23 protein-coding genes are annotated in these 26179 nt (G+C 51.5%); 16 read left to right on the plus strand and 7 right to left on the minus strand.

Annotation, left to right across the window (positions count from 1 at the left end; translation table 11 throughout):
* Nucleotides 1-158 precede the first annotated feature (158 nt).
* Nucleotides 159-1409, minus strand: a complete 1251-nt coding sequence (icd, locus tag ACJHWT_RS19285; RefSeq protein WP_000444487.1) for an NADP-dependent isocitrate dehydrogenase — start codon at nucleotides 1407-1409, stop codon at nucleotides 159-161.
* A 171-nt stretch (nucleotides 1410-1580) separates the two neighbouring features.
* Between icd and rluE the strand changes: the two genes are divergently transcribed.
* The 8 genes from rluE (at nucleotide 1581) to roxA (ending at nucleotide 9413) form a co-directional block, all read left to right on the plus strand.
* Nucleotides 1581-2234: a 23S rRNA pseudouridine(2457) synthase RluE gene (rluE, locus tag ACJHWT_RS19290; RefSeq protein ID WP_001248691.1), complete on the plus strand. Its 654-nt coding sequence runs from the start codon at nucleotides 1581-1583 to the stop codon at nucleotides 2232-2234.
* Nucleotides 2235-2243: 9 nt separating this feature from the next.
* Complete coding sequence (nudJ, locus tag ACJHWT_RS19295; RefSeq protein WP_000476093.1) at nucleotides 2244-2705, plus strand: phosphatase NudJ; 462 nt, start codon at nucleotides 2244-2246, stop codon at nucleotides 2703-2705.
* 53 nt (nucleotides 2706-2758) lie between these two features.
* Complete coding sequence (mnmA, locus tag ACJHWT_RS19300; protein WP_001317772.1) at nucleotides 2759-3865, plus strand: tRNA 2-thiouridine(34) synthase MnmA; 1107 nt, start codon at nucleotides 2759-2761, stop codon at nucleotides 3863-3865.
* Nucleotides 3866-3900: 35 nt separating this feature from the next.
* Entirely contained in the window at nucleotides 3901-4542 is a 642-nt protein-coding gene (hflD, locus tag ACJHWT_RS19305; RefSeq protein ID WP_001317771.1) for a high frequency lysogenization protein HflD, read from the plus strand.
* A gap of 3 nt (nucleotides 4543-4545) precedes the next feature.
* Complete coding sequence (purB, locus tag ACJHWT_RS19310) at nucleotides 4546-5916, plus strand: adenylosuccinate lyase (RefSeq protein ID WP_000423742.1); 1371 nt, start codon at nucleotides 4546-4548, stop codon at nucleotides 5914-5916.
* Nucleotides 5917-6084: 168 nt separating this feature from the next.
* Nucleotides 6085-6756, plus strand: a complete 672-nt coding sequence (gene phoP / locus ACJHWT_RS19315; protein ID WP_001265481.1) for a two-component system response regulator PhoP — start codon at nucleotides 6085-6087, stop codon at nucleotides 6754-6756.
* On the plus strand, nucleotides 6756-8216 hold the full coding sequence (gene phoQ, locus ACJHWT_RS19320) for a two-component system sensor histidine kinase PhoQ (RefSeq protein ID WP_000735412.1): 1461 nt from the start codon (nucleotides 6756-6758) through the stop codon (nucleotides 8214-8216). The genes phoP and phoQ overlap by 1 nt, the downstream gene beginning before the upstream one ends.
* 75 nt (nucleotides 8217-8291) lie before the next feature.
* The gene (gene roxA / locus ACJHWT_RS19325) at nucleotides 8292-9413 is read left to right on the plus strand and encodes a [50S ribosomal protein L16]-arginine 3-hydroxylase (RefSeq protein WP_001295435.1); all 1122 of its coding nucleotides are present in this window, start codon (nucleotides 8292-8294) and stop codon (nucleotides 9411-9413) included.
* A 145-nt stretch (nucleotides 9414-9558) separates the two neighbouring features.
* Here roxA and pepT read toward each other — a convergent pair whose 3' ends face one another.
* On the minus strand, nucleotides 9559-10788 hold the full coding sequence (gene pepT / locus ACJHWT_RS19330; protein ID WP_000359447.1) for a peptidase T: 1230 nt from the start codon (nucleotides 10786-10788) through the stop codon (nucleotides 9559-9561).
* Nucleotides 10789-11037: 249 nt separating this feature from the next.
* On the opposite strand from pepT, the gene potA reads away from it, so the two are divergent.
* Genes potA through ACJHWT_RS19360 form a run of 6 tightly spaced genes read left to right on the plus strand, consistent with a single transcriptional unit; the run spans nucleotide 11038 to nucleotide 16153 of the window.
* Nucleotides 11038-12174: a spermidine/putrescine ABC transporter ATP-binding protein PotA gene (potA, locus tag ACJHWT_RS19335; protein WP_000531594.1), complete on the plus strand. Its 1137-nt coding sequence runs from the start codon at nucleotides 11038-11040 to the stop codon at nucleotides 12172-12174.
* Nucleotides 12158-13015 carry a spermidine/putrescine ABC transporter permease PotB gene (potB, locus tag ACJHWT_RS19340; protein ID WP_000799412.1) on the plus strand — a complete coding sequence of 286 codons (858 nt, stop codon included), beginning with the start codon at nucleotides 12158-12160 and terminating at the stop codon, nucleotides 13013-13015. Before potA ends, potB begins: the two co-directional genes overlap by 17 nt.
* Nucleotides 13012-13806 (plus strand): spermidine/putrescine ABC transporter permease PotC, encoded by a 795-nt coding sequence (gene potC / locus ACJHWT_RS19345; protein ID WP_000580316.1) that lies wholly within the window; start codon nucleotides 13012-13014, stop codon nucleotides 13804-13806. The genes potB and potC overlap by 4 nt, the downstream gene beginning before the upstream one ends.
* Nucleotides 13803-14849: a spermidine/putrescine ABC transporter substrate-binding protein PotD gene (gene potD / locus ACJHWT_RS19350; RefSeq protein ID WP_000759310.1), complete on the plus strand. Its 1047-nt coding sequence runs from the start codon at nucleotides 13803-13805 to the stop codon at nucleotides 14847-14849. The genes potC and potD overlap by 4 nt, the downstream gene beginning before the upstream one ends.
* Nucleotides 14850-14906: 57 nt before the next feature.
* Nucleotides 14907-15368 (plus strand): DUF3592 domain-containing protein, encoded by a 462-nt coding sequence (locus ACJHWT_RS19355; RefSeq protein WP_001317769.1) that lies wholly within the window; start codon nucleotides 14907-14909, stop codon nucleotides 15366-15368.
* Nucleotides 15365-16153: a hypothetical protein gene (locus ACJHWT_RS19360; RefSeq protein ID WP_000723292.1), complete on the plus strand. Its 789-nt coding sequence runs from the start codon at nucleotides 15365-15367 to the stop codon at nucleotides 16151-16153. Before ACJHWT_RS19355 ends, ACJHWT_RS19360 begins: the two co-directional genes overlap by 4 nt.
* 125 nt (nucleotides 16154-16278) lie before the next feature.
* On the opposite strand, the gene cobB is transcribed toward ACJHWT_RS19360, so the two are convergent.
* The 5 genes from cobB to lolC are packed head-to-tail and all read right to left on the minus strand — an operon-like array spanning nucleotide 16279 to nucleotide 21193.
* On the minus strand, nucleotides 16279-17100 hold the full coding sequence (gene cobB / locus ACJHWT_RS19365; protein WP_000952746.1) for a Sir2 family NAD+-dependent deacetylase: 822 nt from the start codon (nucleotides 17098-17100) through the stop codon (nucleotides 16279-16281).
* Between the two features lie 15 nt (nucleotides 17101-17115).
* Nucleotides 17116-18027: an N-acetylglucosamine kinase gene (gene nagK, locus ACJHWT_RS19370; protein ID WP_000291301.1), complete on the minus strand. Its 912-nt coding sequence runs from the start codon at nucleotides 18025-18027 to the stop codon at nucleotides 17116-17118.
* Between the two features lie 28 nt (nucleotides 18028-18055).
* Nucleotides 18056-19300 (minus strand): lipoprotein-releasing ABC transporter permease subunit LolE, encoded by a 1245-nt coding sequence (gene lolE / locus ACJHWT_RS19375; RefSeq protein WP_001251361.1) that lies wholly within the window; start codon nucleotides 19298-19300, stop codon nucleotides 18056-18058.
* The gene (lolD, locus tag ACJHWT_RS19380; RefSeq protein WP_001033695.1) at nucleotides 19300-20001 is read right to left on the minus strand and encodes a lipoprotein-releasing ABC transporter ATP-binding protein LolD; all 702 of its coding nucleotides are present in this window, start codon (nucleotides 19999-20001) and stop codon (nucleotides 19300-19302) included. The genes lolE and lolD overlap by 1 nt, the downstream gene beginning before the upstream one ends.
* Entirely contained in the window at nucleotides 19994-21193 is a 1200-nt protein-coding gene (gene lolC, locus ACJHWT_RS19385) for a lipoprotein-releasing ABC transporter permease subunit LolC (protein ID WP_000284714.1), read from the minus strand. The genes lolD and lolC overlap by 8 nt, the downstream gene beginning before the upstream one ends.
* A gap of 261 nt (nucleotides 21194-21454) precedes the next feature.
* On the opposite strand from lolC, the gene ACJHWT_RS19390 reads away from it, so the two are divergent.
* The gene (locus ACJHWT_RS19390) at nucleotides 21455-22528 is read left to right on the plus strand and encodes an acyltransferase family protein (protein ID WP_000810221.1); all 1074 of its coding nucleotides are present in this window, start codon (nucleotides 21455-21457) and stop codon (nucleotides 22526-22528) included.
* Between the two features lie 127 nt (nucleotides 22529-22655).
* Nucleotides 22656-26102: a transcription-repair coupling factor gene (gene mfd, locus ACJHWT_RS19395; protein ID WP_001317768.1), complete on the plus strand. Its 3447-nt coding sequence runs from the start codon at nucleotides 22656-22658 to the stop codon at nucleotides 26100-26102.
* The last annotated feature ends 77 nt before the right edge of the window (nucleotides 26103-26179 follow it).

Raw genomic sequence — 26179 nt, forward strand, 5'->3', positions numbered from 1 at the left:
TTGCCAGACCGCAAGGTGTTTTAACAAATCAAAAGGGGTTTTAATAACTGGCTCAAAGCTGAAAGCTTTCCGGAACCCCCAGCCTAGCTGGGGGTTTTCTGTGCACAAAAACAACGGGCGTGTTATACGCCCGTTTCAATATTTAACACATGTAGAGATTACATGTTCTTGATGATCGCATCACCAAACTCGCTGCATTTCAGCAGTTTAGCGCCTTCCATCAGACGCTCGAAGTCATAGGTTACGGTCTTCGCGTTAATCGCGCCTTCCATACCTTTAACAATCAGGTCTGCGGCTTCAGTCCAGCCCATATGGCGTAACATCATCTCAGCGGAGAGAATAATAGAGCCAGGGTTAACTTTGTCCTGACCGGCATATTTCGGCGCAGTACCGTGGGTGGCTTCAAACAGGGCGCATTCGTCACCGATGTTTGCGCCTGGGGCGATACCGATACCGCCGACCTGTGCAGCCAGAGCGTCAGAAATGTAGTCACCGTTCAGGTTCATACAGGCGATAACATCATATTCAGCCGGACGCAGCAGGATCTGTTGCAGGAATGCATCAGCAATCACATCTTTAATGACGATCTCTTTGCCGGTATTCGGGTTTTTAACTTTCAGCCACGGGCCGCCGTCGATCAGTTCACCGCCAAACTCTTCACGCGCCAGCTGGTAGCCCCAGTCTTTAAACGCGCCTTCGGTGAACTTCATGATGTTGCCTTTGTGCACCAGGGTCACAGAGTCACGATCGTTCGCAATTGCGTATTCGATCGCTGCACGCACCAGACGTTTGGTGCCTTCTTCAGAACACGGCTTGATACCGATACCGCAATGTTCCGGGAAGCGAATTTTCTTCACGCCCATCTCTTCACGCAGGAATTTAATCACTTTCTCGGCGTCGGCAGAGTCAGCTTTCCATTCGATACCCGCATAAATGTCTTCCGAGTTTTCACGGAAGATAACCATATCGGTCAGTTCAGGGTGTTTAACCGGGCTTGGAGTGCCCTGATAGTAACGTACCGGACGCAGGCAGATGTAGAGATCCAGTTCCTGGCGCAGGGCAACGTTCAGAGAGCGAATACCGCCACCAACCGGAGTGGTCAGCGGACCTTTAATGGCAACGCGATATTCACGAATCAGATCAAGAGTTTCAGCAGGCAGCCAGACGTCCTGACCATAAACCTGTGTGGATTTTTCACCGGTGTAAATTTCCATCCAGGAGATTTTACGCTCGCCTTTATAGGCTTTCTCGACTGCAGCGTCGACCACTTTCAGCATGGCTGGGGTTACATCTACACCGATTCCATCACCTTCAATGTAAGGGATAATCGGATTTTCAGGAACGTTGAGTTTGCCGTTTTGCAGGGTGATCTTCTTGCCTTGTGCCGGAACAACTACTTTACTTTCCATTCACCTCTCCTTCGAGCGCTACTGGTTTGCTCGTCTGCCACCACGTTGCATATGCGTTTGCGTCCTGCGATACGGATGCTTTAGAGCAATTTTTTGTTAATGATTTGTAATTGGCTTGTCAATACTACCCTATTGTTTGCCGTCATGAAAGATGCGCGTTATTAGGCTATAATGCGGCAATTCATAATCTCTGAAAATACCATGCAAAAAACTTCTTTTAGAAATCACCAGGTTAAGCGATTCAGCTCGCAACGTTCTACCAGGCGTAAACCTGAAAACCAGCCCACGCGTGTGATCCTGTTCAATAAACCCTACGATGTTCTTCCGCAGTTCACCGATGAAGCCGGACGCAAAACATTAAAAGAATTCATCCCGGTTCAGGGCGTTTATGCGGCAGGTCGTCTTGACCGCGATAGCGAAGGGTTACTGGTACTGACCAATAACGGCGCGTTGCAGGCGCGTTTAACCCAGCCGGGTAAACGCACCGGAAAAATCTATTATGTGCAGGTGGAAGGTATTCCCACACAAGACGCACTTGAAGCCTTGCGCAATGGCGTAACCTTAAATGATGGCCCTACCCTGCCCGCCGGCGCGGAGCTGGTTGACGAACCTGCGTGGTTATGGCCGCGGAATCCACCAATTCGTGAACGCAAAAGTATTCCCACCAGCTGGCTGAAGATCACCTTATATGAAGGACGTAATCGCCAGGTGCGCCGCATGACCGCCCATGTTGGTTTCCCCACGCTGCGACTGATTCGCTATGCGATGGGTGATTACTCTTTGGATAATCTTGCCAATGGCGAATGGCGAGAAGTGACAGATTAAGGATGCAAAATGTTTAAACCGCACGTTACCGTTGCTTGCGTGGTGCACGCAGAAGGCAAATTTTTAGTCGTTGAAGAGACGATTAATGGTAAAGCGTTATGGAACCAACCTGCCGGGCATCTGGAAGCCGATGAAACCTTAGTGGAAGCCGCCGCCCGTGAGCTGTGGGAAGAAACCGGCATCAGCGCGCAGCCGCAACACTTTATTCGTATGCATCAGTGGATTGCGCCAGATAAAACGCCGTTTTTGCGTTTCCTGTTTGCTATTGAGCTTGAGCAAATATGCCCGACCCAGCCTCATGACAGCGATATCGACTGCTGCCGTTGGGTCAGCGCCGAAGAAATTTTACAGGCGTCAAATCTGCGTTCGCCGCTGGTGGCGGAAAGTATTCGTTGTTATCAAAGCGGGCAACGCTATCCGCTGGAGATGATTGGCGATTTTAACTGGCCTTTTACAAAGGGTGTCATCTAAAAGGCTGCGTGATAGAATACGCCGCCTTGAAGTTCAATGTCGTGAGTGATCCAATGTCTGAAACCGCAAAAAAAGTAATCGTCGGCATGTCCGGCGGTGTCGATTCCTCCGTTTCTGCCTGGCTGTTGCAACAACAGGGATATCAGGTCGAAGGCCTGTTTATGAAGAACTGGGAAGAAGACGACGGTGAGGAATATTGCACAGCGGCAGCGGATCTGGCTGATGCCCAGGCTGTCTGCGACAAGCTCGGCATTGAACTGCACACCGTTAACTTTGCTGCCGAGTACTGGGACAACGTCTTCGAACTGTTCCTTGCCGAATATAAAGCCGGTCGCACGCCAAATCCGGATATTCTGTGCAACAAAGAGATCAAATTTAAAGCTTTCCTCGAATTTGCCGCCGAAGATTTAGGTGCCGATTATATCGCTACCGGTCATTACGTACGTCGGGCAGATGTCGATGGCAAGAGCCGCCTGCTGCGTGGCCTGGACAGCAATAAAGACCAGAGCTACTTCCTTTATACGCTCAGCCATGAGCAAATTGCGCAAAGCCTGTTCCCGGTCGGCGAACTGGAAAAACCGCAGGTGCGTAAGATTGCTGAAGATCTCGGTCTGGTCACCGCGAAGAAAAAAGACTCTACCGGTATCTGCTTTATCGGCGAGCGTAAATTCCGCGAGTTCCTGGGCCGTTATCTCCCGGCGCAACCGGGCAAAATCATTACCGTCGATGGCGATGAAATTGGTGAACACCAGGGGCTGATGTATCACACCCTCGGTCAGCGTAAAGGTCTGGGTATTGGTGGCACCAAAGAAGGCACCGAAGAACCGTGGTATGTGGTCGATAAAGACGTCGAAAACAACATTCTGATTGTTGCGCAGGGCCATGAACACCCGCGTCTGATGTCTGTCGGTCTGATTGCCCAGCAGTTGCACTGGGTCGATCGCGAACCATTCACCGGCACTATGCGTTGCACGGTAAAAACCCGCTATCGCCAGACCGACATTCCGTGCACCGTCAAGGCGCTGGACGATGATCGCATTGAAGTGATTTTCGATGAGCCGGTTGCCGCCGTGACGCCGGGCCAGTCTGCCGTCTTCTATGACGGTGAAGTGTGCCTCGGTGGCGGTATTATTGAGCAGCGTCTGCCGCTGCCGGTCTGATTATTTTCTTTACTTAAAACAAGGAAGCAGTGAACGTGGCAAAGAATTACTATGACATCACCCTCGCTCTGGCCGGTATTTGTCAGTCGGCACGCCTGGTGCAACAACTCGCTCACCAGGGGCATTGTGATGCCGATGCGCTACACGTCTCACTCAACAGTATTATTGATATGAACCCCAGCTCGACGCTGGCGGTTTTTGGCGGTAGCGAAGCCAACCTGCGCGTCGGGCTGGAAACCTTGCTCGGCGTGCTCAATGCCAGCAGTCGCCAGGGCTTAAACGCTGAGTTAACCCGCTACACACTCAGCCTGATGGTGCTTGAGCGCAAACTCTCCTCAGCGAAAGGTGCGCTCGACACTCTGGGCAACGGGATCAACGGCCTGCAACGCCAGCTCGAACACTTCGATTTACAGTCCGAAACGCTGATGAGCGCGATGGCTGCTATCTATGTTGATGTGATTAGCCCGCTTGGCCCGCGCATTCAGGTCACCGGTTCCCCTGCTGTACTGCAAAGCCCACAAGTGCAGGCGAAAGTTCGCGCTACCCTGCTGGCAGGCATTCGCGCCGCCGTGCTCTGGCACCAGGTCGGCGGCGGACGTCTGCAACTGATGTTTTCTCGTAATCGCCTGACCACTCAGGCAAAACAAATTCTTGCTCATTTAACCCCGGAGTTGTGATCTATGGAATTATCCTCACTGACCGCCGTTTCCCCTGTCGATGGACGCTACGGCGATAAAGTCAGCGCGCTGCGCGGGATTTTCAGCGAATATGGTTTGCTGAAATTCCGTGTACAAGTTGAAGTACGTTGGCTGCAAAAACTGGCCGCGCACGCAGCGATCAAGGAAGTTCCTGCTTTTGCTGCCGACGCAATCGGTTACCTTGATGCAATTGTCGCCAGTTTCAGCGAAGAAGATGCAGCACGCATCAAAACCATCGAGCGTACCACTAACCACGACGTTAAAGCGGTTGAGTATTTCCTGAAAGAAAAAGTGGCGGAGATCCCGGAACTGCATGCGGTTTCTGAATTCATCCACTTTGCCTGTACTTCGGAAGATATCAATAACCTCTCCCACGCGTTGATGCTGAAAACCGCGCGTGATGAAGTGATCCTGCCGTACTGGCGTCAACTGATTGATGGCATTAAAGATCTCGCCGTTCAGTATCGCGATATCCCGCTGCTGTCCCGTACCCACGGTCAGCCAGCCACGCCGTCAACCATCGGTAAAGAGATGGCTAACGTCGCCTACCGTATGGAGCGCCAGTACCGCCAGCTTAATCAGGTGGAGATCCTCGGTAAAATCAACGGCGCAGTCGGTAACTATAACGCCCACATCGCCGCTTACCCGGAAGTTGACTGGCATCAGTTCAGCGAAGAGTTCGTCACCTCGCTGGGTATTCAGTGGAACCCGTACACTACCCAGATCGAACCGCACGACTACATTGCCGAGCTGTTTGATTGCGTTGCGCGCTTCAACACCATTCTGATCGACTTTGACCGTGACGTCTGGGGTTATATCGCCCTTAACCACTTCAAACAGAAAACCATTGCTGGTGAGATTGGTTCTTCCACCATGCCGCATAAAGTTAACCCGATCGACTTCGAAAACTCCGAAGGGAATCTGGGCCTTTCCAACGCGGTATTGCAGCATCTGGCAAGCAAACTGCCGGTTTCCCGCTGGCAGCGTGACCTGACCGACTCCACCGTGCTGCGTAACCTCGGCGTGGGTATCGGTTATGCGCTGATTGCGTATCAATCCACCCTGAAAGGGGTGAGCAAACTGGAAGTGAACCGTGACCATCTGCTGGATGAACTGGATCACAACTGGGAAGTGCTGGCTGAGCCAATCCAGACAGTTATGCGTCGCTATGGCATCGAAAAACCGTACGAGAAGCTGAAAGAGCTGACTCGCGGTAAGCGCGTTGACGCCGAAGGCATGAAGCAGTTTATCGACGGTCTGGCGTTGCCAGAAGAAGAGAAAGCCCGCCTGAAAGCGATGACGCCGGCTAACTATATTGGTCGCGCCATCACCATGGTTGATGAGCTGAAATAAGCCTCAAATCAGTGCCGGATGGCGATGCTGTCCGGCCTGCTTATTAAGATTATCCACTTTTTGTTTTTTCACTTTACCTCCCCTTCCCGCTGGTTTATTTAATGTTTACCCCCATAACCACATAATCGCGTTACACTATTTTAATAATTAAGACAGGGAGAAATAAAAATGCGCGTACTGGTTGTTGAAGACAATGCGTTGTTACGTCACCATCTTAAAGTTCAGATTCAGGATGCTGGTCATCAGGTCGATGACGCAGAAGATGCCAAAGAAGCCGATTATTATCTCAATGAACATTTACCGGATATTGCGATTGTCGATCTCGGTTTGCCTGACGAGGACGGTCTGTCACTGATTCGCCGCTGGCGTAGCAATGATGTTTCACTGCCGATTCTGGTATTAACCGCCCGTGAAAGCTGGCAGGACAAAGTCGAAGTATTAAGTGCTGGCGCTGATGATTACGTGACTAAACCGTTTCATATTGAAGAGGTGATGGCGCGAATGCAGGCATTAATGCGGCGTAATAGCGGTCTGGCTTCACAGGTCATTTCGCTACCACCGTTTCAGGTTGATCTCTCTCGCCGTGAATTATCTATTAATGACGAAGTGATCAAACTGACCGCGTTCGAATACACCATTATGGAAACGTTGATACGCAATAATGGCAAAGTGGTGAGCAAAGATTCGTTAATGCTCCAACTCTATCCGGATGCGGAGCTGCGGGAAAGCCATACCATTGATGTACTGATGGGACGTCTGCGCAAAAAAATTCAGGCACAATATCCGCAAGAAGTGATTACCACCGTTCGCGGCCAGGGCTATCTGTTCGAATTGCGCTGATGAAAAAATTACTGCGTCTTTTTTTCCCGCTCTCGCTGCGGGTACGTTTTCTGTTGGCAACGGCAGCGGTAGTACTGGTGCTTTCGCTTGCCTACGGAATGGTCGCGCTGATCGGTTATAGCGTCAGTTTCGATAAAACCACGTTTCGGCTGTTACGTGGCGAGAGCAATCTGTTCTATACCCTTGCGAAGTGGGAAAACAATAAGTTGCATGTCGAGTTACCCGAAAATATCGACAAGCAAAGCCCCACGATGACACTAATTTATGATGAGAACGGGCAGCTTTTATGGGCGCAACGTGACGTGCCCTGGCTGATGAAGATGATCCAGCCTGACTGGCTGAAATCGAATGGTTTTCATGAAATTGAAGCGGATGTTAACGATACCAGCCTCTTGCTGAGTGGAGATCATTCGATACAGCAACAGTTGCAGGAAGTGCGGGAAGATGATGACGACGCGGAGATGACCCACTCGGTGGCGGTAAACGTCTACCCGGCAACATCGCGGATGCCAAAGTTGACCATTGTGGTGGTGGATACCATTCCGGTGGAGCTAAAAAGTTCCTATATGGTCTGGAGCTGGTTTATCTATGTGCTCTCAGCCAATCTGCTGTTAGTGATCCCGCTGCTGTGGGTCGCCGCCTGGTGGAGTTTACGCCCCATCGAAGCCCTGGCAAAAGAAGTCCGCGAACTGGAAGAACATAACCGCGAATTGCTCAATCCAGCCACAACGCGAGAACTGACCAGTCTGGTACGAAACCTGAACCGATTGTTAAAAAGTGAACGCGAACGTTACGACAAATATCGTACGACGCTCACCGACCTGACCCATAGTCTGAAAACGCCACTGGCGGTGCTGCAAAGTACGCTGCGTTCTCTGCGTAGTGAAAAGATGAGCGTCAGTGATGCTGAACCGGTAATGCTGGAGCAAATCAGCCGCATTTCACAGCAAATTGGCTACTACCTGCATCGTGCCAGTATGCGCGGCGGGACATTGCTCAGCCGCGAGCTGCATCCGGTCGCTCCACTGCTGGACAATCTCACCTCGGCGCTGAACAAAGTGTATCAACGCAAAGGGGTCAATATCTCTCTCGATATTTCGCCAGAGATCAGCTTTGTCGGTGAGCAGAACGATTTTGTCGAGGTGATGGGCAATGTGCTGGATAATGCCTGTAAATATTGCCTCGAGTTTGTCGAAATTTCTGCAAGGCAAACCGACGAGCATCTCTATATTGTGGTCGAGGATGATGGCCCCGGTATTCCATTAAGCAAGCGAGAGGTCATTTTCGACCGTGGTCAACGGGTTGATACTTTACGCCCTGGGCAAGGTGTAGGGCTGGCGGTAGCCCGCGAAATCACCGAGCAATATGAGGGTAAAATCGTCGCCGGAGAGAGCATGCTGGGCGGTGCGCGGATGGAGGTGATTTTTGGTCGCCAGCATTCTGCGCCGAAAGATGAATAAATATGTCCATACTTCACGCATTACGTTAAGCATCCGTTATAATCGGTTGCAGATACCAGCCTGTGGATGCTTAACATGGAATACCAACTCACTCTAAACTGGCCCGATTTTCTTGAACGTCACTGGCAGAAACGTCCGGTGGTGTTAAAACGCGGCTTTAATAATTTTATTGACCCGATCTCTCCAGACGAGTTGGCGGGTTTGGCGATGGAAAGCGAAGTCGACAGTCGACTGGTCAGTCACCAGGATGGCAAATGGCAGGTCAGCCACGGCCCGTTCGAAAGCTACGATCATCTCGGTGAAACTAACTGGTCATTGTTAGTGCAGGCAGTGAACCACTGGCATGAGCCGACCGCCGCGCTGATGCGACCGTTCCGTGAACTGCCGGACTGGCGTATTGATGACCTGATGATCTCTTTTTCCGTACCTGGCGGCGGCGTCGGCCCGCATCTCGATCAGTACGACGTGTTTATCATTCAGGGTACTGGTCGCCGTCGCTGGCGAGTGGGCGAAAAGCTGCAAATGAAACAGCACTGCCCGCACCCGGATCTGTTACAGGTTGATCCGTTCGAAGCCATCATTGATGAAGAACTGGAGCCAGGCGATATTCTTTATATTCCGCCAGGATTCCCGCATGAAGGCTACGCGCTGGAAAATGCGATGAACTATTCCGTGGGTTTTCGCGCGCCAAATACGCGGGAACTGATTAGTGGATTTGCCGATTATGTGCTGCAACGTGAACTGGGCGGCAACTACTACAGCGATCCTGATGTTCCACCTCGCGCTCATCCTGCGGACGTTCTGCCGCAAGAGATGGATAAACTGCGTGAGATGATGCTCGAATTGATCAACCAGCCGGAACACTTTAAGCAATGGTTTGGCGAGTTTATATCCCAGTCACGTCATGAACTGGATATCGCGCCGCCAGAGCCGCCTTATCAGCCGGATGAAATCTACGATGCGCTGAAACAAGGTGATGTGCTGGTGCGCCTGGGGGGTCTGCGCGTATTGCGCATTGGCGACGACGTGTATGCCAATGGTGAGAAGATCGATTCCCCGCACCGTCCGGCACTGGATGCGCTCGCCAGCAACATTGCGCTGACCGCGGAGAATTTTGGCGATGCGCTGGAAGATCCGTCATTCCTCGCGATGCTCGCGGCGCTGGTCAATAGCGGATACTGGTTCTTCGAAGGGTAAGTTTGGATTTAAGCCGGATGCGGCGCTGATTGCGCCTTATCGTGCCTACATGCACTGAACGCCTGTAGGCACGATAAGTATGTGGACCAGTGTCAATATAAAGGTTTCATCCCGGTAATTGGCAGTCCACATACGCATCGGGCAATCACGACTTCCGTTGCGCCGTCAACTCGGCAATACGGACGATCACCTGCACCGCTTTTTCCATACCTTCCAGAGTCACAAACTCATGCTTACCATGATAGTTGTAACCGCCAGTGAACAGGTTCGGGCACGGTAATCCCATAAACGACAACTGCGCGCCGTCGGTACCGCCGCGGATCGGTTTCAGTTCCGGTTCAATATCGCAGTCACGCATCGCCTGCTGGGCGATATCGAGAATATGCGGATGCTCAACCACTTTCTCGCGCATATTGTAGTAACTGTCTTCAATCACCAGTTCAATGTAGCAATCAGGATGTAACCCTTTGCCCACTTTTTTGGCGATCTCCATCATTTTACGTTTACGCGCTTCAAACTGTTTACGGTCGAAATCACGGATGATGTAGTGCATATCGGCCCGTTCAACGGTGCCTTTCATGCTCGCCAGGTGATAGAAACCTTCATAGCCTTCTGTCATTTCCGGGCTTTCATCCGCCGGAACTTCCGCATGAATACGTGCCGCCAGCGACAGCGCATTTACCATTACTCCTTTCGCCGTGCCCGGGTGAACATTGTTACCGACAATTTTGATATTGACCGACGCGGCGTTGAAGTTTTCAAACTCCAGTTCGCCTACGCCACCACCATCAACGGTGTAAGCCCAGCGGGCATCGAAGGCGTCAACATCAAAATGCTTCGCCCCTTTGCCCACTTCTTCATCCGGGGTAAAGGCGACGCGAATATCACCATGCGGAATGTTTTTTTGTTGCAATACCGCCAGCGCGGTCATGATTTCTGCAATACCTGCTTTGTCATCGGCACCTAACAAGGTTTTACCATCGGTGGTAATCAGCGTCTGACCCAGTAGCTGATGCAGCACCGGGAACATAACCGGTGATAAAACTTCATCGCCGATACCCAGCGCAATATCGCCACCGCGATAGTTTTCAACAATTTGCGGATTCACATTTTTGCCGCTGCAATCCGGTGAGGTATCCACATGAGAAATAAAGCCAATCGCCGGGATATCGCCAGGGACGTTAGCCGGTAACGTCGCCATCAAAGTGCCCTTCTCACTTAAGGTCACATTGATAAGCCCCATCTCTTCGAGCTGCTCTTTCAGCAGATGCAATAACTTCCATTGGCCTTCCGTGCTGGGAACCTGTCTCACCCCTGCCTTTGATTGGGTATCCAGAGACACGTAGTTCAAAAATCGCTCAAGTAGTTTATCCATGTAGTCACCCTCACTTTTTGTGACAACATTATTAAGAAGCAAGAAAAGACAAATATTGCGTCAGGTCACTTTTAGCCCTGCAAGCGGGAATATTTATCAGCATTACCTTAATGAATATAAAGCTAAGCCAGTAATTCACAACAAAGATTGGCGATTCAAGCGGTTTGCCGTAGAATTACCGCCCTCATTAAGAGTCACCAAGGTGGTTAACCACAAACCCCGCATCGGTAAGCCATCCGTTGCGTTTACATGGGACAGAGTAAAAAATTGAATAAACAACCGAGTTCGCTTTCACCGCTGGTGCAATTGGCGGGAATTCGCAAATGCTTTGATGGTAAAGAGGTCATTCCCCAGCTGGATCTGACTATCAACAATGGCGAGTTCCTCACGCTGCTTGGCCCTTCTGGCTGCGGTAAAACAACCGTTCTTCGCCTGATTGCAGGTCTGGAAACTGTTGATTCCGGACGCATCATGCTGGATAACGAGGACATCACCCACGTTCCGGCGGAAAACCGCTACGTGAACACTGTTTTCCAAAGCTACGCACTTTTCCCCCACATGACCGTGTTCGAAAATGTGGCCTTTGGGTTGCGCATGCAAAAAACCCCCGCTGCTGAAATTACGCCCCGCGTGATGGAAGCCCTGCGGATGGTGCAGCTGGAAACCTTCGCTCAACGCAAACCGCATCAGCTCTCTGGTGGTCAACAGCAACGCGTCGCCATTGCTCGCGCGGTGGTTAACAAGCCTCGTCTGTTGTTGCTGGATGAGTCGCTCTCAGCGCTGGATTACAAACTGCGCAAGCAAATGCAGAACGAGCTGAAAGCGTTACAGCGTAAGCTTGGCATTACATTCGTGTTCGTAACTCACGACCAGGAAGAAGCACTTACCATGTCGGACAGGATCGTGGTGATGCGCGATGGTCGCATTGAGCAAGACGGCACGCCGCGTGAAATCTACGAAGAGCCGAAAAACCTGTTTGTTGCCGGGTTTATTGGCGAAATCAATATGTTTAACGCCACTGTCATCGAACGTCTCGACGAGCAGCGCGTACGCGCCAACGTTGAAGGCCGCGAATGTAATATCTACGTTAACTTCGCCGTTGAACCGGGGCAAAAACTGCATGTTCTGCTGCGCCCGGAAGACTTACGTGTTGAAGAGATTAACGACGACAACCACGCCGAAGGGCTGATTGGTTACGTTCGCGAGCGTAACTACAAAGGCATGACGCTGGAGTCGGTTGTTGAGCTGGAAAATGGCAAGATGGTGATGGTCAGCGAATTCTTCAATGAAGACGATCCTGACTTTGACCACTCTCTCGACCAAAAAATGGCCATTAATTGGGTAGAAAGCTGGGAGGTCGTACTGGCTGATGAAGAACACAAGTAAGTTCCAGAATGTAGTGATTGTCACTATTGTCGGTTGGCTTGTGTTGTTTGTCTTTCTGCCCAACCTGATGATCATTGGCACCAGCTTTTTGACCCGCGACGACGCCAGTTTCGTCAAAATGGTCTTTACGCTGGATAACTACACGCGTCTGCTCGATCCGCTCTATTTTGAAGTGCTATTGCACTCGCTGAATATGGCGCTGATCGCCACCCTCGCCAGCCTGGTGCTGGGCTATCCTTTTGCCTGGTTTCTGGCGAAGCTGCCACACAAGGTGCGTCCGCTGCTGCTGTTTCTGCTGATTGTTCCGTTCTGGACCAACTCATTGATTCGTATTTACGGGCTGAAAATTTTCCTCAGCACCAAAGGCTATCTCAACGAGTTTTTGCTCTGGCTGGGCGTTATCGATACACCAATTCGCATCATGTTCACGCCTAGTGCGGTGATTATCGGTCTGGTTTACATTCTGCTGCCGTTTATGGTGATGCCGCTGTACTCCAGTATCGAAAAACTGGATAAGCCGTTGCTTGAGGCGGCGCGCGATCTCGGTGCCAGCAAGTTGCAGACCTTTATCCGCATCATTATCCCACTAACGATGCCGGGAATTATTGCCGGATGTCTGCTGGTGATGCTGCCAGCGATGGGCCTGTTCTATGTGTCCGACCTGATGGGCGGTGCGAAAAACCTGCTGATCGGTAACGTCATCAAGGTACAGTTCCTCAATATTCGTGACTGGCCGTTTGGTGCAGCCACCAGCATTACGCTGACTATCGTAATGGGCCTGATGTTGCTGGTTTACTGGCGCGCTTCTCGTCTGCTGAATAAGAAGGTGGAACTCGAATGATCGGTCGACTGCTTCGCGGCGGTTTTATGACCGCTATCTACGCGTACCTGTATATCCCAATCATTATTTTGATTGTGAACTCCTTTAACAGCTCGCGCTTTGGCATCAACTGGCAGGGTTTTACCACCAAATGGTATAGCCTGCTGATGAACAACGACAGCCTGTTACAGGCAGCGCAGCATTCACTAACAATGGCGGTGTTTTCGGCGACGTTTGCTACGCTTATCGGTTCACTGACGGCAGTTGCGCTGTACCGTTATCGCTTTCGTGGTAAGCCGTTCGTTAGCGGAATGCTGTTTGTGGTGATGATGTCACCAGATATCGTGATGGCGATTTCGCTGCTGGTGCTGTTTATGCTGCTGGGTATTCAGCTTGGCTTCTGGTCGCTGCTGTTCTCGCATATCACCTTCTGCCTGCCATTTGTGGTGGTGACAGTGTATTCGCGCCTGAAAGGTTTTGACGTGCGAATGCTGGAAGCGGCGAAAGATCTCGGTGCCAGCGAATTTACCATTCTGCGAAAAATCATTCTGCCTCTGGCAATGCCAGCGGTAGCGGCGGGCTGGGTGTTAAGCTTTACCCTGTCGATGGACGACGTGGTGGTTTCTTCGTTTGTCACCGGGCCGAGTTATGAAATTCTGCCGTTAAAAATTTATTCGATGGTCAAAGTCGGCGTATCGCCGGAAGTTAACGCGCTGGCAACCATATTACTGGTGCTGTCGCTGGTGATGGTAATTGCCAGCCAGCTTATTGCTCGTGATAAAACGAAAGGTAACACAGGGGACGTTAAATGAAAAAATGGTCACGCCACCTGCTCGCGGCGGGTGCTCTGGCACTGGGCATGAGCGCCGCTCACGCCGATGACAACAACACGCTGTATTTCTACAACTGGACCGAGTACGTGCCGCCAGGACTGCTTGAACAGTTCACCAAAGAAACCGGTATTAAGGTTATCTATTCGACTTACGAGTCGAACGAAACCATGTACGCGAAGCTGAAAACGTACAAAGACGGTGCCTATGACCTGGTGGTTCCTTCAACCTATTACGTCGATAAAATGCGTAAAGAAGGGATGATCCAGAAGATCGACAAGTCGAAGTTAAGCAATTTCAGCAACCTCGATCCAGACATGCTCAACAAGCCGTTTGACCCGAATAACGACTATTCCATTCCGTATATCTGGGGTGCAACGGCGATTGGCGTTAACGGTGATGCGGTGGATCCGAAATCTGTCACCAGCTGGGCCGATCTGTGGAAGCCTGAGTACAAAGGCAGCCTGCTGCTGACCGACGATGCCCGTGAAGTGTTCCAGATGGCGCTGCGTAAGCTGGGCTACTCCGGTAACACCACCGATCCGAAAGAGATTGAAGCTGCATACAACGAGCTGAAAAAACTGATGCCAAACGTCGCGGCGTTTAACTCCGATAACCCCGCTAACCCGTATATGGAAGGCGAAGTTAACCTCGGCATGATCTGGAACGGTTCTGCTTTCGTTGCACGCCAGGCGGGTACGCCAATTGATGTGGTATGGCCGAAAGAAGGCGGCATTTTCTGGATGGACAGCCTGGCGATCCCGGCAAATGCCAAAAACAAAGAAGGCGCGCTGAAATTGATCAACTTCCTGCTGCGCCCGGATGTGGCAAAACAGGTTGCTGAAACTATCGGTTATCCAACGCCAAACCTTGCGGCGCGTAAGCTGTTAAGTCCGGAAGTGGCGAACGATAAAACGCTCTACCCGGATGCTGAAACCATTAAAAATGGTGAATGGCAAAATGACGTAGGCTCCGCCAGCAGCATTTATGAAGAGTATTATCAGAAGCTGAAAGCAGGACGTTAATTCAGCAAGTGGGCGGTGGTATTACCGCCCGTTTTTTATTTAGCAAGGATGTGGCTAATGAGCCAGGACAGTAGAGTTTTCTTTCGTATATTCTTCGGTATCGGTCTGGTACTGATCCTCATTTCTGTTGTTATCTTTTATAACCAGTTCACCTATAGCAAAGACGCGATTCATACTGAAGGCGTCATTGTTGATACCGTCTGGCACTCCAGTCATTCTCATCGCACGGGTAAAAATGGTTCGTGGTATCCCGTCATTGCCTTTCGTCCGACGCCAGATTACACGCTAATTTTCAATTCGAGTATTGGCAGCGATTTTTATGAAGACAGCGAAGGCGATAAAGTTAATGTTTATTATTCTCCAGGACATCCTGAAAAGGCTGAGATAAATAACCCGTGGGTTAATTTTTTTAAATGGGGGTTTATCGGCATTATGGGCGTTATTTTTATCGCCGTCGGTTTATTAATCAGTATGCCCTCCTCTAAAAAGACACGCAGGAAACGGAAGTCCCGCCCATGAAAAAAATCATGATACTGCTCAGTTTACTGATGTTCCTGCCTCTGACGGCAATCAGTAAGCCCTTAATTCCAATAATGAAGACACTTTTTACGGATGTTACCGGTACTGTACCAGATGCTGAAGAGATCGCGCATAAAGCCGAACTTTTTCGCCAACAAACCGGAGTTGTACCGTTTATTGTGGTTTTACCCGACATTAATAATGAAGCCAGTCTCAGGCAAAATGGCAAAGCGATGCTGGCGCATGCGGCATCTTCAATGAGTAATGTAAAAGGAAGTGTTCTGTTACTCTTTACTACCCGCGAGCCACGGTTAATTATGATAACCAACGGCCAGGTCGAAAGCAGTATGGACGATAAACATCTCGGCCTTCTGGTAGAAAATCACACGCTGGCTTATTTACATGCGGATCTCTGGTATCAGGATATCAATAATGCATTGGCTGTTTTACAAGCACAGATATTAAAACAACCGACGCCACCACTGACATATTATCCGCATCCCGGACAACAGCATGAAAATGATCCACCCGGCAGTACCACGACATTAGGCCTTTTTGCCTGGGCAGTTGCATTCATCGTCTTTGCTACATTTTTTAACTACACAACGCGCCTTTATTATGCGTTAAAATTTGCAGTGGCGATGGCTGTTGCCAATATGGGTTATCAGGCTTTATGTTTGTATATCGATAACAGCTTTGCGATTACCAGAATATCGCCACTCTGGGCAGGGCTGATTGGTGTCTGTACGTTTATTGCCGCGTTACTATGGACGAGTAAACGGTAAAAGAGGCAGTAAAGTTGCCGGATGCGGCGCGAACGCCTTATCCGGCCCACAAAACCCGCAAATTCAATTAATTTCGCCCCTTCACAGGCCTGTCAAGCGTAGCGCATCAGGCAATTTTTCCCGCTTTATAATCCCTTCAGCAACTTTTCAACAAACTCTGGCACCACCTGGCTTGCCGGACCGTAATATTTCTCGGCAAATTCATTACCAACCTGACTCGGTTCAAGATTCAGTTCCACGGTGTGCGCGCCATGCAGTTTCGCTTCGTGAACAAACCCAGCCGCCGGATAAACATGCCCCGAAGTACCAATAGCAATGAAAATATCGGCCATCGACAACGCCATATAAATTTCATCCATGCCGAGTGGCATTTCGCCAAACCACACTACGTGCGGGCGCAAGGGTGCCGGGAACTGGCAACAATGGCATTTATCTTCTGGCGTAACGTCTCCGGTCCAGTCGAGGACCTGGCCACTTTGCGAACAACGTACTTTCAGCAGTTCCCCATGCATATGAATCACATTGGTATTGCCTGCGCGTTCATGCAGATTGTCGATATTCTGCGTCACCAGCAAAAAGCGATCGCCGAGAGCATCTTGCAGTTTCGCCAGCGCAAGATGTGCAGCGTTAGGCTGAATTTCTGGCTGCTGCAACTGTCGACGACGGGCGTTATAAAACGTTTGCACCAGTTCAGGATCGCGATCAAAACCTTCCGGCGTTGCCACATCTTCAACCCGATGTTCTTCCCACAGGCCATCTGCGGCGCGAAAGGTACGAATACCTGATTCCGCAGAAATCCCAGCCCCTGTCAGTACGAGTACTCTTGGTTTTTCCATTGCTTCCGGCACCACTTTATCTCTGAAAAAAATACGCTGACGCAAACGCTCGCGCAGGCGGCGTTTATTTTTACGAAAACGACTTAACCGATGACCCCGACGCGACAGCATAGCAACCTCTGTTGATTAATCGGTTAGATGTAGGAAGGCCGCACCACGCATTCCCCCCGCATCACCGTGGCGCGCGCGTTCAATGCGCGGAACACGAGCTACAGGTAAGAGATGACGAGGCAACCTTTCCGCCAGTTGCGTTGTGATTGCCGGGAAATTCGATAAGCCACCACCAATGACGACCAGGTCAGGGTCAACAATGGTCAGGATATTTCCCAGACAAACCGCTAATAAATCCAGATAACGCTCAACGTGCGCCCTTGCCTGCTCATCGCCTTGATCATAAAGCGCAATGATCTCAGGAGCCTGCAACGGTTGATGATAATAGTGTTGATACAGCCACGCAAAACCGCGACCAGACAGATAATTTTCAATGCAGCCATGCTGACCACAGCCGCAGCGGCGTAACGGGAAATCCAGCCCCATCATGGTTAACGCATCAACCGGCAGACGCATATGGCCAAACTCGCCGGTAATATAGCTTTTACCGGTAATGGGTTTACCGTTGAAAATCAGCCCGCCGCCAACGCCGGTGCCGAGAATCAACCCCATCACCAGTGGATATTGAGTAAATTCATCATCCCATGCTTCAGAAAGGGCAAAACAGTTGGCATCGTTATCAAGGCGTACATCGCGATCAAGACGTGCGCTCAGGTCGGCACGCAGCGGTTTACCGCTGGCAGCAGGGACATTGGCGGCATACAGCGTACCATCTTCTGTTTCCGGCATTCCCGGAATACCGATGCCGACAGAACCTTTACAGCCAAAACGCCGGTCAGCTTCGGCTACCAGCTCGCACACTGCATCTAAAAATGCGTCATAGCTGTCACGCGGTGTCGGCACCCGCTTTTCCCACTGCAACTGCCGACCGCTATCAAACACGCCTAGCGCAATTTTTGTTCCACCAATATCAAACCCGTAATACATTGCCGCTCCTTGTTTTAATGTACTGCCTTTACTGGCCGCTAAGGACTCGCGCAGGGTCAATATTACTGGCGCGCCGCGCCGGATACCAACTTGCCAAAAGACTCAGCAACAATGCTGTGACCAGTACGTAGAAGACGTCCAGCCAGTGCAATTCCGATGGCAGGAAGTCAATAAAATAGATATCGCTGGAGAGGAACTGATGACCGATCAGCTTTTCAATCCGCTCAATAATCGGGGTAAGTTGCAGTGAAACCACTACGCCGATAATCACACCACACAGGCTGCCGAACAGCCCTGCCAGCAATCCATACCAGACAAAGATGGCGCGAATTAAGCCATCTTTCGCCCCCAGCGTTCTTAATACTGCGATATCGCCACTCTTGTCTTTCACCGCCATCACTAAGGTGGAGACGATGTTGAAACAGGCCACACCAATCACCAGTACCATCGCCAGATACATAATGGCGCGGATCATCTGGATATCGCGATACATATAGCCGTAAGTACCAATCCAGCTTTTAATATAAACATAGCTGTTGGTCACTTCCCCCGCATCGCGTACCAGCTTATTGGCGTTGAAAACATCCGTCATTTTAAGGGCAATACCTGACACGCTGGAACCCATATCAAGATATTGCTGAGCATCGGCCAGCGGGATCATGGCAAAACTGTGATCGAGTTGACCACTCAACTGCAAAATACCGGCAATGTGCAAACGCACACGTTTTGGCTGCATCAGTTTATGCTCGGGATTCGAGTTGGGGATCATAATCGACACCCAATCGCCCTGCTTCACTTTCAGCGCATCCGCCACGCCTTTGCCGATGATAATTTGCTGTTCGCCCGCTTTAAAATTGCGCCAGGCATCCCCCTGAACAAACGAGGGTAATGCGCTCAGACGCTGTTCCTGTTGCGGGTTAACGCCCTTCACCTGGATTGCGCGCAGATTGGCACCACTTTCTACCAGTCCGGTGAAATTGATATACGGCGCAGCGGCGGCAATACCTGGCACTTTTTGCACGTTATCCAGGGCTTCCTGCCAGTTAGTCCACGGTTGATCCACCGCCTCTATTTCGCCATGCGGCACCACCGCCAGAATGCGGTTATTCAGTTCGCGTTCAAAGCCGTTCATCGCGCTTAAGCCGACGATCAATACCGCCACGCCAAGGGCAATGCCAATGGTAGAAATGACGGAGATCAGCGACACCATGCCGCCGCGCCGCCGTCCGCGGCTAAAACGCAGGCCAATCAATAACGATAAAGGCATCGCCATTACTCCGCCCCCATCAGGCTCAGTTCCGCCGTCAGACGACCATCACGCATCTCCAGTTGGCGGCTCATACGTTTTGCCAGTTGCAGGTCGTGAGTAACCACCAGGAAGGCGGTGCCCTGCAAGCGATTCAATTCTCCAAGCAACTGGAAGATGCTGTCGGCGTTACGTGCATCGAGGTTACCAGTAGGTTCATCCGCCAGCACCAGCCGCGGGTTATTGACCAGCGCACGGGCAATCGCCACGCGCTGGCGTTCGCCGCCAGAAAGTTCAGATGGGCGGTGATTCGCACGATGCTCCAGCCCCACCGCTTTTAACATCTCCAGCGCACGGCTGTTGATTTCAGCGGGCTTTTTCTTGCCAATCAGCAGCGGCATAGCCACGTTTTCCAGGGCAGTAAAATCCGGCAGCAGGTGGTGAAACTGATAAATAAAGCCCAGCTTCTGGTTGCGCAGTTCTGCTTTCGCCGCCGACGACAGTTTGCTCATCGGCTGACCGTTAAAGATCACATCGCCGGAGGTTGGCGTATCCAGCCCGCCTAACAGGTGCAGCAAGGTACTTTTACCGGAACCAGAGCTACCGACAATTGCCATCATTTCACCTTCGCCCACGCTGAAACTGACATTGTGCAGCACATCGGTTTGCACACTGCCTTCCTGATAGCGTTTGCACAGGTTGTCGCATTGCAACAGGATCTTATTCATAACGTAAAGCCTCAGCGGGTTGTGTGGCGGCAGCGCGCCATGAAGGGTAAAGCGTAGACAGCAGCGCGATAGCCATCGCCACCAGCGCAATAACAATGACCTGTAAAGGTTCGATAGCGACCGGCAGCGCCGCGCCATCAAGCAGGACGCCGATTATCGGCATCAGATTATTTAACTGGCTGGCAAGCAGTGCGCCAAGCGCCGCTCCGAGGATCGCACCGATAATCCCGGCGCTGGCCCCTTGCACCATAAAGACCATCATGATTTGTCGCGGAGTTAAGCCTTGCGTTTGCAGGATCGCGACTTCGCCCTGCTTCTCCATCACCATTAGCCCCAGCGAGGTAATAATGTTAAACGCCGCTACGGCAACAATCAGGCTCAGCAGCAAGCCCATCATATTTTTTTCCATGCGTACGGCCTGGAACAGCTCGCCTTTACGGTCACGCCAGTCCTGCCATTTGCTGCCTTCAGGCAGTTTTTGTTGACTTAATGAGTCGACTTTCAGCGGCTCATCCAGCCACAAACGCCAGCCGGTAATATTGCCTGCCGGATAACGCATCAGACGCGAGGCATCCTCAATATTCACCAGCATTTCATAGCCATCGACTTCACTGTTGGCGGCGAAAGTGCCAATCACATTGAACAGGCGCTGGCTTGGAATACGCCCCATCGGCGTGAACTGGCTGGCAGATGGCACCATCACGCGGATTTGATCACCGCGATTGACGCCCAACTGTGAGGCCAGCTGTTCACCGAGGATGACATTATATTTCCCCGGCTCGAGGTCAGTTTGTTTCACATTGACCAGATACGGCGTTAGTGGATCTTTTTGTGCCGGGTCGATACCCAGCATCACCCCGACCGCCACGCTGCGCGCGCTTTGCAGTACCACATCACCGGTAGTAATAGGTGCGACGCGATTAACGCCGTCCAGTTTGACTGCCGTTTCCGGGAGTTGCTGCGGGTTAAGAGAGCCATGCTCAGAAGAGAGAATTGCCTGTGGCATCAGGCCAAGGATGTTGTTTTGTAGCTCGCGCTCAAAGCCGTTCATCACTGACAATACTGTGACCAGCGCCATCACCCCGAGGGTAATGCCGATGGTAGAAAGCCAGGAGACGAAACGACCGAAGCGATCCGCTGCACGCCCACGCATGTAACGCAGGCCAATAAATAGAGCGACAGGTTGGTACATGAAATCCGTCTGGTTGCTGTTAGCAAAGACACGAGTATATAAGCGAAAGCGGGATGGGTAAACGTCTGAACTGTAAGTGATCGTCAGGGCTAATCTGAAAAGTGCCAGCAAATCAATCGGCTAAAGGGCCTCATTTTCTCATCGGCCTTGTAGCCTGATCTTTATCTGAAAAATAACCAAATACAGACAGATACGCATTACACCACGCGACTGGCCCCTCAGGATCAACAGCATGTTAAATAAAAAGAGCGTGTTGTCCTGATGAAACAAAAAGAGCTATGGATTAACCAGATCAAAGGATTATGTATTTGTCTGGTAGTGATTTATCACTCGGTGATTACCTTTTATCCGCATCTGAGCACTTTTCAGCATCCGTTATCGGAAGTCCTGAGCAAATGCTGGATCTATTTCAATCTTTACCTTGCACCCTTTCGTATGCCGGTTTTTTTCTTTATATCCGGCTATTTGATTCGCCGTTATATCGACAGCGTACCGTGGGGAAATTGTCTCGATAAACGGATCTGGAACATCTTCTGGGTGCTGGCGCTTTGGGGCGTGGTGCAGTGGCTGGCGTTAAGTGCGCTGAACCAGTGGCTGGCACCTGAGCGCGATTTAAGCAATGCCTCCAATGCCGCGTATGCCGATTCCACCGGTGAGTTCCTGCACGGGATGATCACCGCCAGCACCAGTTTGTGGTATCTGTATGCGTTAATTGTTTATTTCGTGGTATGTAAAATTTTTAGCCGTCTGGCGCTGCCACTATTCGCCTTGTTTGTACTGATGAGTGTGGCGGTTAATTTCGTTCCCACGCCGTGGTGGGGAATGAACAGTGTGATCCGCAATTTGCCTTATTACAGCCTTGGCGCATGGTTTGGCGCAACATTAATGACCTACGTTAAAGAGGTGCCGTTGCGCCGCCATCTGCTGATGGCTTCTTTGCTGACCGTTCTGGCGGTCGGTGCCTGGTTGTTTACTATCTCGCTGCTGTTGTCGCTGGTATCGATTGTGGTGATCATGAAGCTGTTTTATCAATACGAGCAACGTTTCGGTATGCGCTCCACCAGCCTGCTGAATGTGATTGGCACCAACACCATTGCTATCTACACCACCCATCGCATTCTGGTAGAGATATTCAGCTTAACTCTGCTTGCGCCAATGAACGCGGCACGCTGGTCGCCGCAAGTCGAACTGACACTCCTGATGGTTTATCCCTTTGTCAGTTTGTTCATCTGTACTGTTGCGGGCTTGCTGGTAAGAAAACTTTCACAGCGTGCATTCAGCGATCTGTTGTTCTCCCCGCCTTCACTGCCCGCTGCCGTCAGTTACTCCCGCTAAGCCATCGCCCCAGCCGGGGCGATTCAATTTGCTAAACCATGTCGATTACGGATAATGAACAGCATTGCTTATCAGAGATATGCCCCCATATGTTGAGGCATATCCTAACGAGAATCTGACAACCGTTATGCCTGAACAATATCGTTATACGCTGCCCGTCAAAGCGGGTGAGCAGCGTCTGCTGGGCGAGTTAACCGGCGCTGCCTGCGCGACGCTGGTAGCGGAAATTGCCGAACGTCACGCCGGTCCGGTGGTACTTATTGCACCAGATATGCAAAATGCTCTGCGTTTGCATGATGAAATCAGCCAGTTTACCGATCAGATGGTGATGAATCTGGCGGACTGGGAAACCCTTCCCTACGACAGTTTTTCGCCTCATCAGGACATTATCTCCTCGCGCCTTTCCACCCTTTACCAGCTACCGACCATGCAGCGTGGCGTACTGATTGTTCCGGTGAATACGCTTATGCAGCGCGTTTGCCCGCACAGTTTTCTCCACGGTCATGCGCTGGTGATGAAAAAAGGTCAGCGCCTGTCACGAGATGCATTACGAACCCAACTGGACAGCGCCGGTTATCGCCATGTTGACCAGGTAATGGAGCACGGCGAATACGCCACGCGCGGCGCGTTGCTGGATCTCTTCCCGATGGGCAGTGAGCTGCCTTATCGTCTTGATTTCTTTGATGATGAAATCGACAGCCTGCGAGTGTTTGACGTCGATAGCCAGCGCACGCTGGAGGAAGTAGAAGAGATCAATCTGCTGCCCGCGCACGAATTTCCGACCGATAAAGCGGCAATTGAACTGTTTCGCAGCCAGTGGCGCGATACCTTCGAAGTGAAGCGCGATCCGGAACATATTTATCAGCAAGTGAGTAAAGGCACATTACCTGCCGGGATCGAGTACTGGCAGCCGCTATTCTTCAGCGAACCGCTGCCGCCACTGTTCAGTTATTTCCCTGCCAATACGCTGTTGGTGAATACTGGCGATCTGGAAAACAGTGCCGAACGTTTCCAGGCTGACACGCTGGCGCGTTTTGAAAATCGCGGCGTCGATCCGATGCGCCCACTGTTGCCACCACAATCGCTCTGGCTGCGGGTAGACGAGCTCTTTTCAGAGCTGAAAAACTGGCCGCGTGTGCAGCTAAAAACTGAACATTTACCGACAAAAGCCGCGAATGCCAATTTATGTTTCCAGAAACTGCCAGACCTGGCCGTTCAGGCACAACAAAAAGCACCGCTGGATGCGCTGCGTAAGTTCCTCGAGTCTTTCGACGGTCCGGTGGTGTTCTCGGTAGAAAGTGAAGGTCGCCGTGAAGCGCTGGGTGAACTGCTCGCGCGAATTAAAATTGCTCCGCAACGCATTATGCGTCTTGATGAAGCCAGCGACCGTGGGCGTTATTTGATGATTGGCGCTGCCGAACATGGTTTTGTCGATACGGTACGTAATCTGGCGCTGATTTGCGAAAGCGATCTGCTCGGTGAACGCGTTGCCCGTCGTCGTCAGGATTCTCGCCGCGCCATCAACCCCGATACACTGATCCGTAACCTCGCGGAGCTGCATATTGGTCAGCCGGTGGTCCATCTGGAGCACGGTGTCGGGCGCTATGCCGGAATGACCACGCTGGAAGCGGGCGGTATTACTGGCGAGTACCTGATGCTCACCTATGCCAACGACGCCAAACTGTATGTTCCGGTGTCGTCACTGCATCTGATTAGCCGTTACGCAGGTGGCGCGGAAGAAAACGCCCCGCTGCATAAACTTGGCGGCGATGCGTGGTCACGCGCGCGGCAGAAAGCGGCGGAAAAAGTGCGTGATGTGGCGGCAGAATTACTGGATATTTACGCGCAACGCGCCGCCAAAGAGGGCTTCGCGTTTAAACACGATCGCGAGCAGTATCAGTTGTTCTGCGACAGCTTCCCGTTTGAAACCACGCCGGATCAGGCGCAGGCCATTAATGCGGTGCTTAGCGACATGTGTCAGCCGCTGGCAATGGATCGTCTGGTGTGCGGCGATGTTGGCTTTGGTAAAACAGAAGTGGCGATGCGCGCCGCTTTCCTGGCAGTAGATAACCACAAGCAGGTGGCGGTGCTGGTGCCAACCACCCTTCTCGCGCAGCAGCATTACGACAACTTCCGCGACCGTTTCGCCAACTGGCCGGTACGTATCGAAATGATCTCCCGTTTCCGCAGCGCCAAAGAGCAGACGCAAATCCTTGCGGAAGTAGCGGAAGGGAAAATCGATATTCTGATCGGTACGCACAAACTGCTGCAAAGTGACGTCAAGTTTAAAGATTTAGGCCTGCTGATTGTCGATGAAGAACACCGCTTCGGGGTGCGTCATAAAGAGCGCATTAAAGCGATGCGCGCGAACGTGGATATTCTGACGCTTACTGCAACGCCGATCCCACGTACGCTGAATATGGCAATGAGCGGAATGCGTGACCTGTCGATTATCGCCACGCCGCCCGCCCGTCGTCTGGCAGTTAAAACCTTTGTCCGTGAGTATGACAGTCTGGTGGTCCGGGAGGCGATCCTGCGTGAAATTTTGCGCGGAGGACAGGTTTATTATCTCTACAATGATGTGGAAAACATCCAGAAAGCCGCCGAACGGCTGGCAGAACTGGTACCTGAAGCGCGGATTGCCATCGGTCACGGGCAAATGCGTGAGCGCGAACTGGAACGGGTGATGAATGATTTCCATCATCAACGTTTCAACGTGCTGGTTTGTACCACCATTATCGAAACCGGGATCGACATTCCTACCGCCAACACCATTATCATTGAACGCGCGGATCACTTCGGTCTGGCACAGTTGCACCAGTTACGCGGTCGCGTCGGGCGTTCGCACCACCAGGCATATGCATGGCTGCTGACGCCGCATCCAAAAGCGATGACTACCGATGCGCAAAAACGTCTTGAAGCGATTGCCTCGCTGGAAGATCTCGGGGCAGGTTTTGCGCTGGCAACGCACGATCTGGAGATCCGCGGCGCAGGTGAACTGCTTGGCGAAGAACAAAGCGGCTCAATGGAAACCATCGGTTTCTCGCTGTATATGGAGTTGCTGGAAAACGCTGTCGATGCGCTGAAAGCCGGACGCGAGCCGTCGCTGGAAGATCTCACCAGTCAGCAAACAGAAGTCGAGCTGCGGATGCCGTCGCTATTGCCCGATGATTTCATCCCTGACGTGAACACGCGTCTGTCGTTCTACAAACGTATTGCCAGCGCCAAAACGGAAAACGAACTGGAAGAGATCAAAGTCGAGCTTATCGATCGCTTCGGCCTGCTGCCGGATCCGGCGCGTACCCTGCTGGATATTGCCCGTCTGCGCCAGCAAGCGCAGAAACTGGGGATCAGGAAGCTGGAAGGTAATGAGAAAGGCGGCGTGATCGAATTTGCCGAGAAGAATCACGTTAATCCGGCCTGGTTGATTGGTTTGCTGCAAAAACAGCCGCAGCATTATCGCCTCGATGGTCCGACGCGCCTGAAGTTTATTCAGGATTTGAGTGAGCGGAAAACGCGTATCGAATGGGTACGCCAGTTTATGCGTGAACTGGAAGAGAACGCGATCGCTTAATGGTAAATCGGGGGCGTTTCTGCGCCCCCATCTGCAACATTTACAAATTCTTTGCACTTCCCTGCACTATCCGACAC

The sequence above is a fragment of the Escherichia sp. WS338 genome, from assembly GCF_046486405.1.
Classification (GTDB): Bacteria; Pseudomonadota; Gammaproteobacteria; order Enterobacterales; family Enterobacteriaceae; genus Escherichia; species Escherichia coli.

Excerpts from the sequence above, each read along its gene's own strand:
- icd (WP_000444487.1), bottom strand. The coding sequence starts at position 1,409 with ATGGAAAGTAAAGTAGTTGTTCCGGCACAAGGCAAGAAGATCACCCTG.
- rluE (WP_001248691.1), top strand. The coding sequence starts at position 1,581 with ATGCGGCAATTCATAATCTCTGAAAATACCATGCAAAAAACTTCTTTT.
- nudJ (WP_000476093.1), top strand. The coding sequence starts at position 2,244 with ATGTTTAAACCGCACGTTACCGTTGCTTGCGTGGTGCACGCAGAAGGC.
- mnmA (WP_001317772.1), top strand. The coding sequence starts at position 2,759 with ATGTCTGAAACCGCAAAAAAAGTAATCGTCGGCATGTCCGGCGGTGTC.
- purB (WP_000423742.1), top strand. The coding sequence starts at position 4,546 with ATGGAATTATCCTCACTGACCGCCGTTTCCCCTGTCGATGGACGCTAC.
- phoP (WP_001265481.1), top strand. The coding sequence starts at position 6,085 with ATGCGCGTACTGGTTGTTGAAGACAATGCGTTGTTACGTCACCATCTT.
- phoQ (WP_000735412.1), top strand. The coding sequence starts at position 6,756 with ATGAAAAAATTACTGCGTCTTTTTTTCCCGCTCTCGCTGCGGGTACGT.
- roxA (WP_001295435.1), top strand. The coding sequence starts at position 8,292 with ATGGAATACCAACTCACTCTAAACTGGCCCGATTTTCTTGAACGTCAC.
- pepT (WP_000359447.1), bottom strand. The coding sequence starts at position 10,788 with ATGGATAAACTACTTGAGCGATTTTTGAACTACGTGTCTCTGGATACC.
- potA (WP_000531594.1), top strand. The coding sequence starts at position 11,038 with ATGGGACAGAGTAAAAAATTGAATAAACAACCGAGTTCGCTTTCACCG.
- potB (WP_000799412.1), top strand. The coding sequence starts at position 12,158 with ATGAAGAACACAAGTAAGTTCCAGAATGTAGTGATTGTCACTATTGTC.
- potC (WP_000580316.1), top strand. The coding sequence starts at position 13,012 with ATGATCGGTCGACTGCTTCGCGGCGGTTTTATGACCGCTATCTACGCG.
- potD (WP_000759310.1), top strand. The coding sequence starts at position 13,803 with ATGAAAAAATGGTCACGCCACCTGCTCGCGGCGGGTGCTCTGGCACTG.
- ACJHWT_RS19355 (WP_001317769.1), top strand. The coding sequence starts at position 14,907 with ATGAGCCAGGACAGTAGAGTTTTCTTTCGTATATTCTTCGGTATCGGT.
- ACJHWT_RS19360 (WP_000723292.1), top strand. The coding sequence starts at position 15,365 with ATGAAAAAAATCATGATACTGCTCAGTTTACTGATGTTCCTGCCTCTG.
- cobB (WP_000952746.1), bottom strand. The coding sequence starts at position 17,100 with ATGCTGTCGCGTCGGGGTCATCGGTTAAGTCGTTTTCGTAAAAATAAA.
- nagK (WP_000291301.1), bottom strand. The coding sequence starts at position 18,027 with ATGTATTACGGGTTTGATATTGGTGGAACAAAAATTGCGCTAGGCGTG.
- lolE (WP_001251361.1), bottom strand. The coding sequence starts at position 19,300 with ATGGCGATGCCTTTATCGTTATTGATTGGCCTGCGTTTTAGCCGCGGA.
- lolD (WP_001033695.1), bottom strand. The coding sequence starts at position 20,001 with ATGAATAAGATCCTGTTGCAATGCGACAACCTGTGCAAACGCTATCAG.
- lolC (WP_000284714.1), bottom strand. The coding sequence starts at position 21,193 with ATGTACCAACCTGTCGCTCTATTTATTGGCCTGCGTTACATGCGTGGG.
- ACJHWT_RS19390 (WP_000810221.1), top strand. The coding sequence starts at position 21,455 with ATGAAACAAAAAGAGCTATGGATTAACCAGATCAAAGGATTATGTATT.
- mfd (WP_001317768.1), top strand. The coding sequence starts at position 22,656 with ATGCCTGAACAATATCGTTATACGCTGCCCGTCAAAGCGGGTGAGCAG.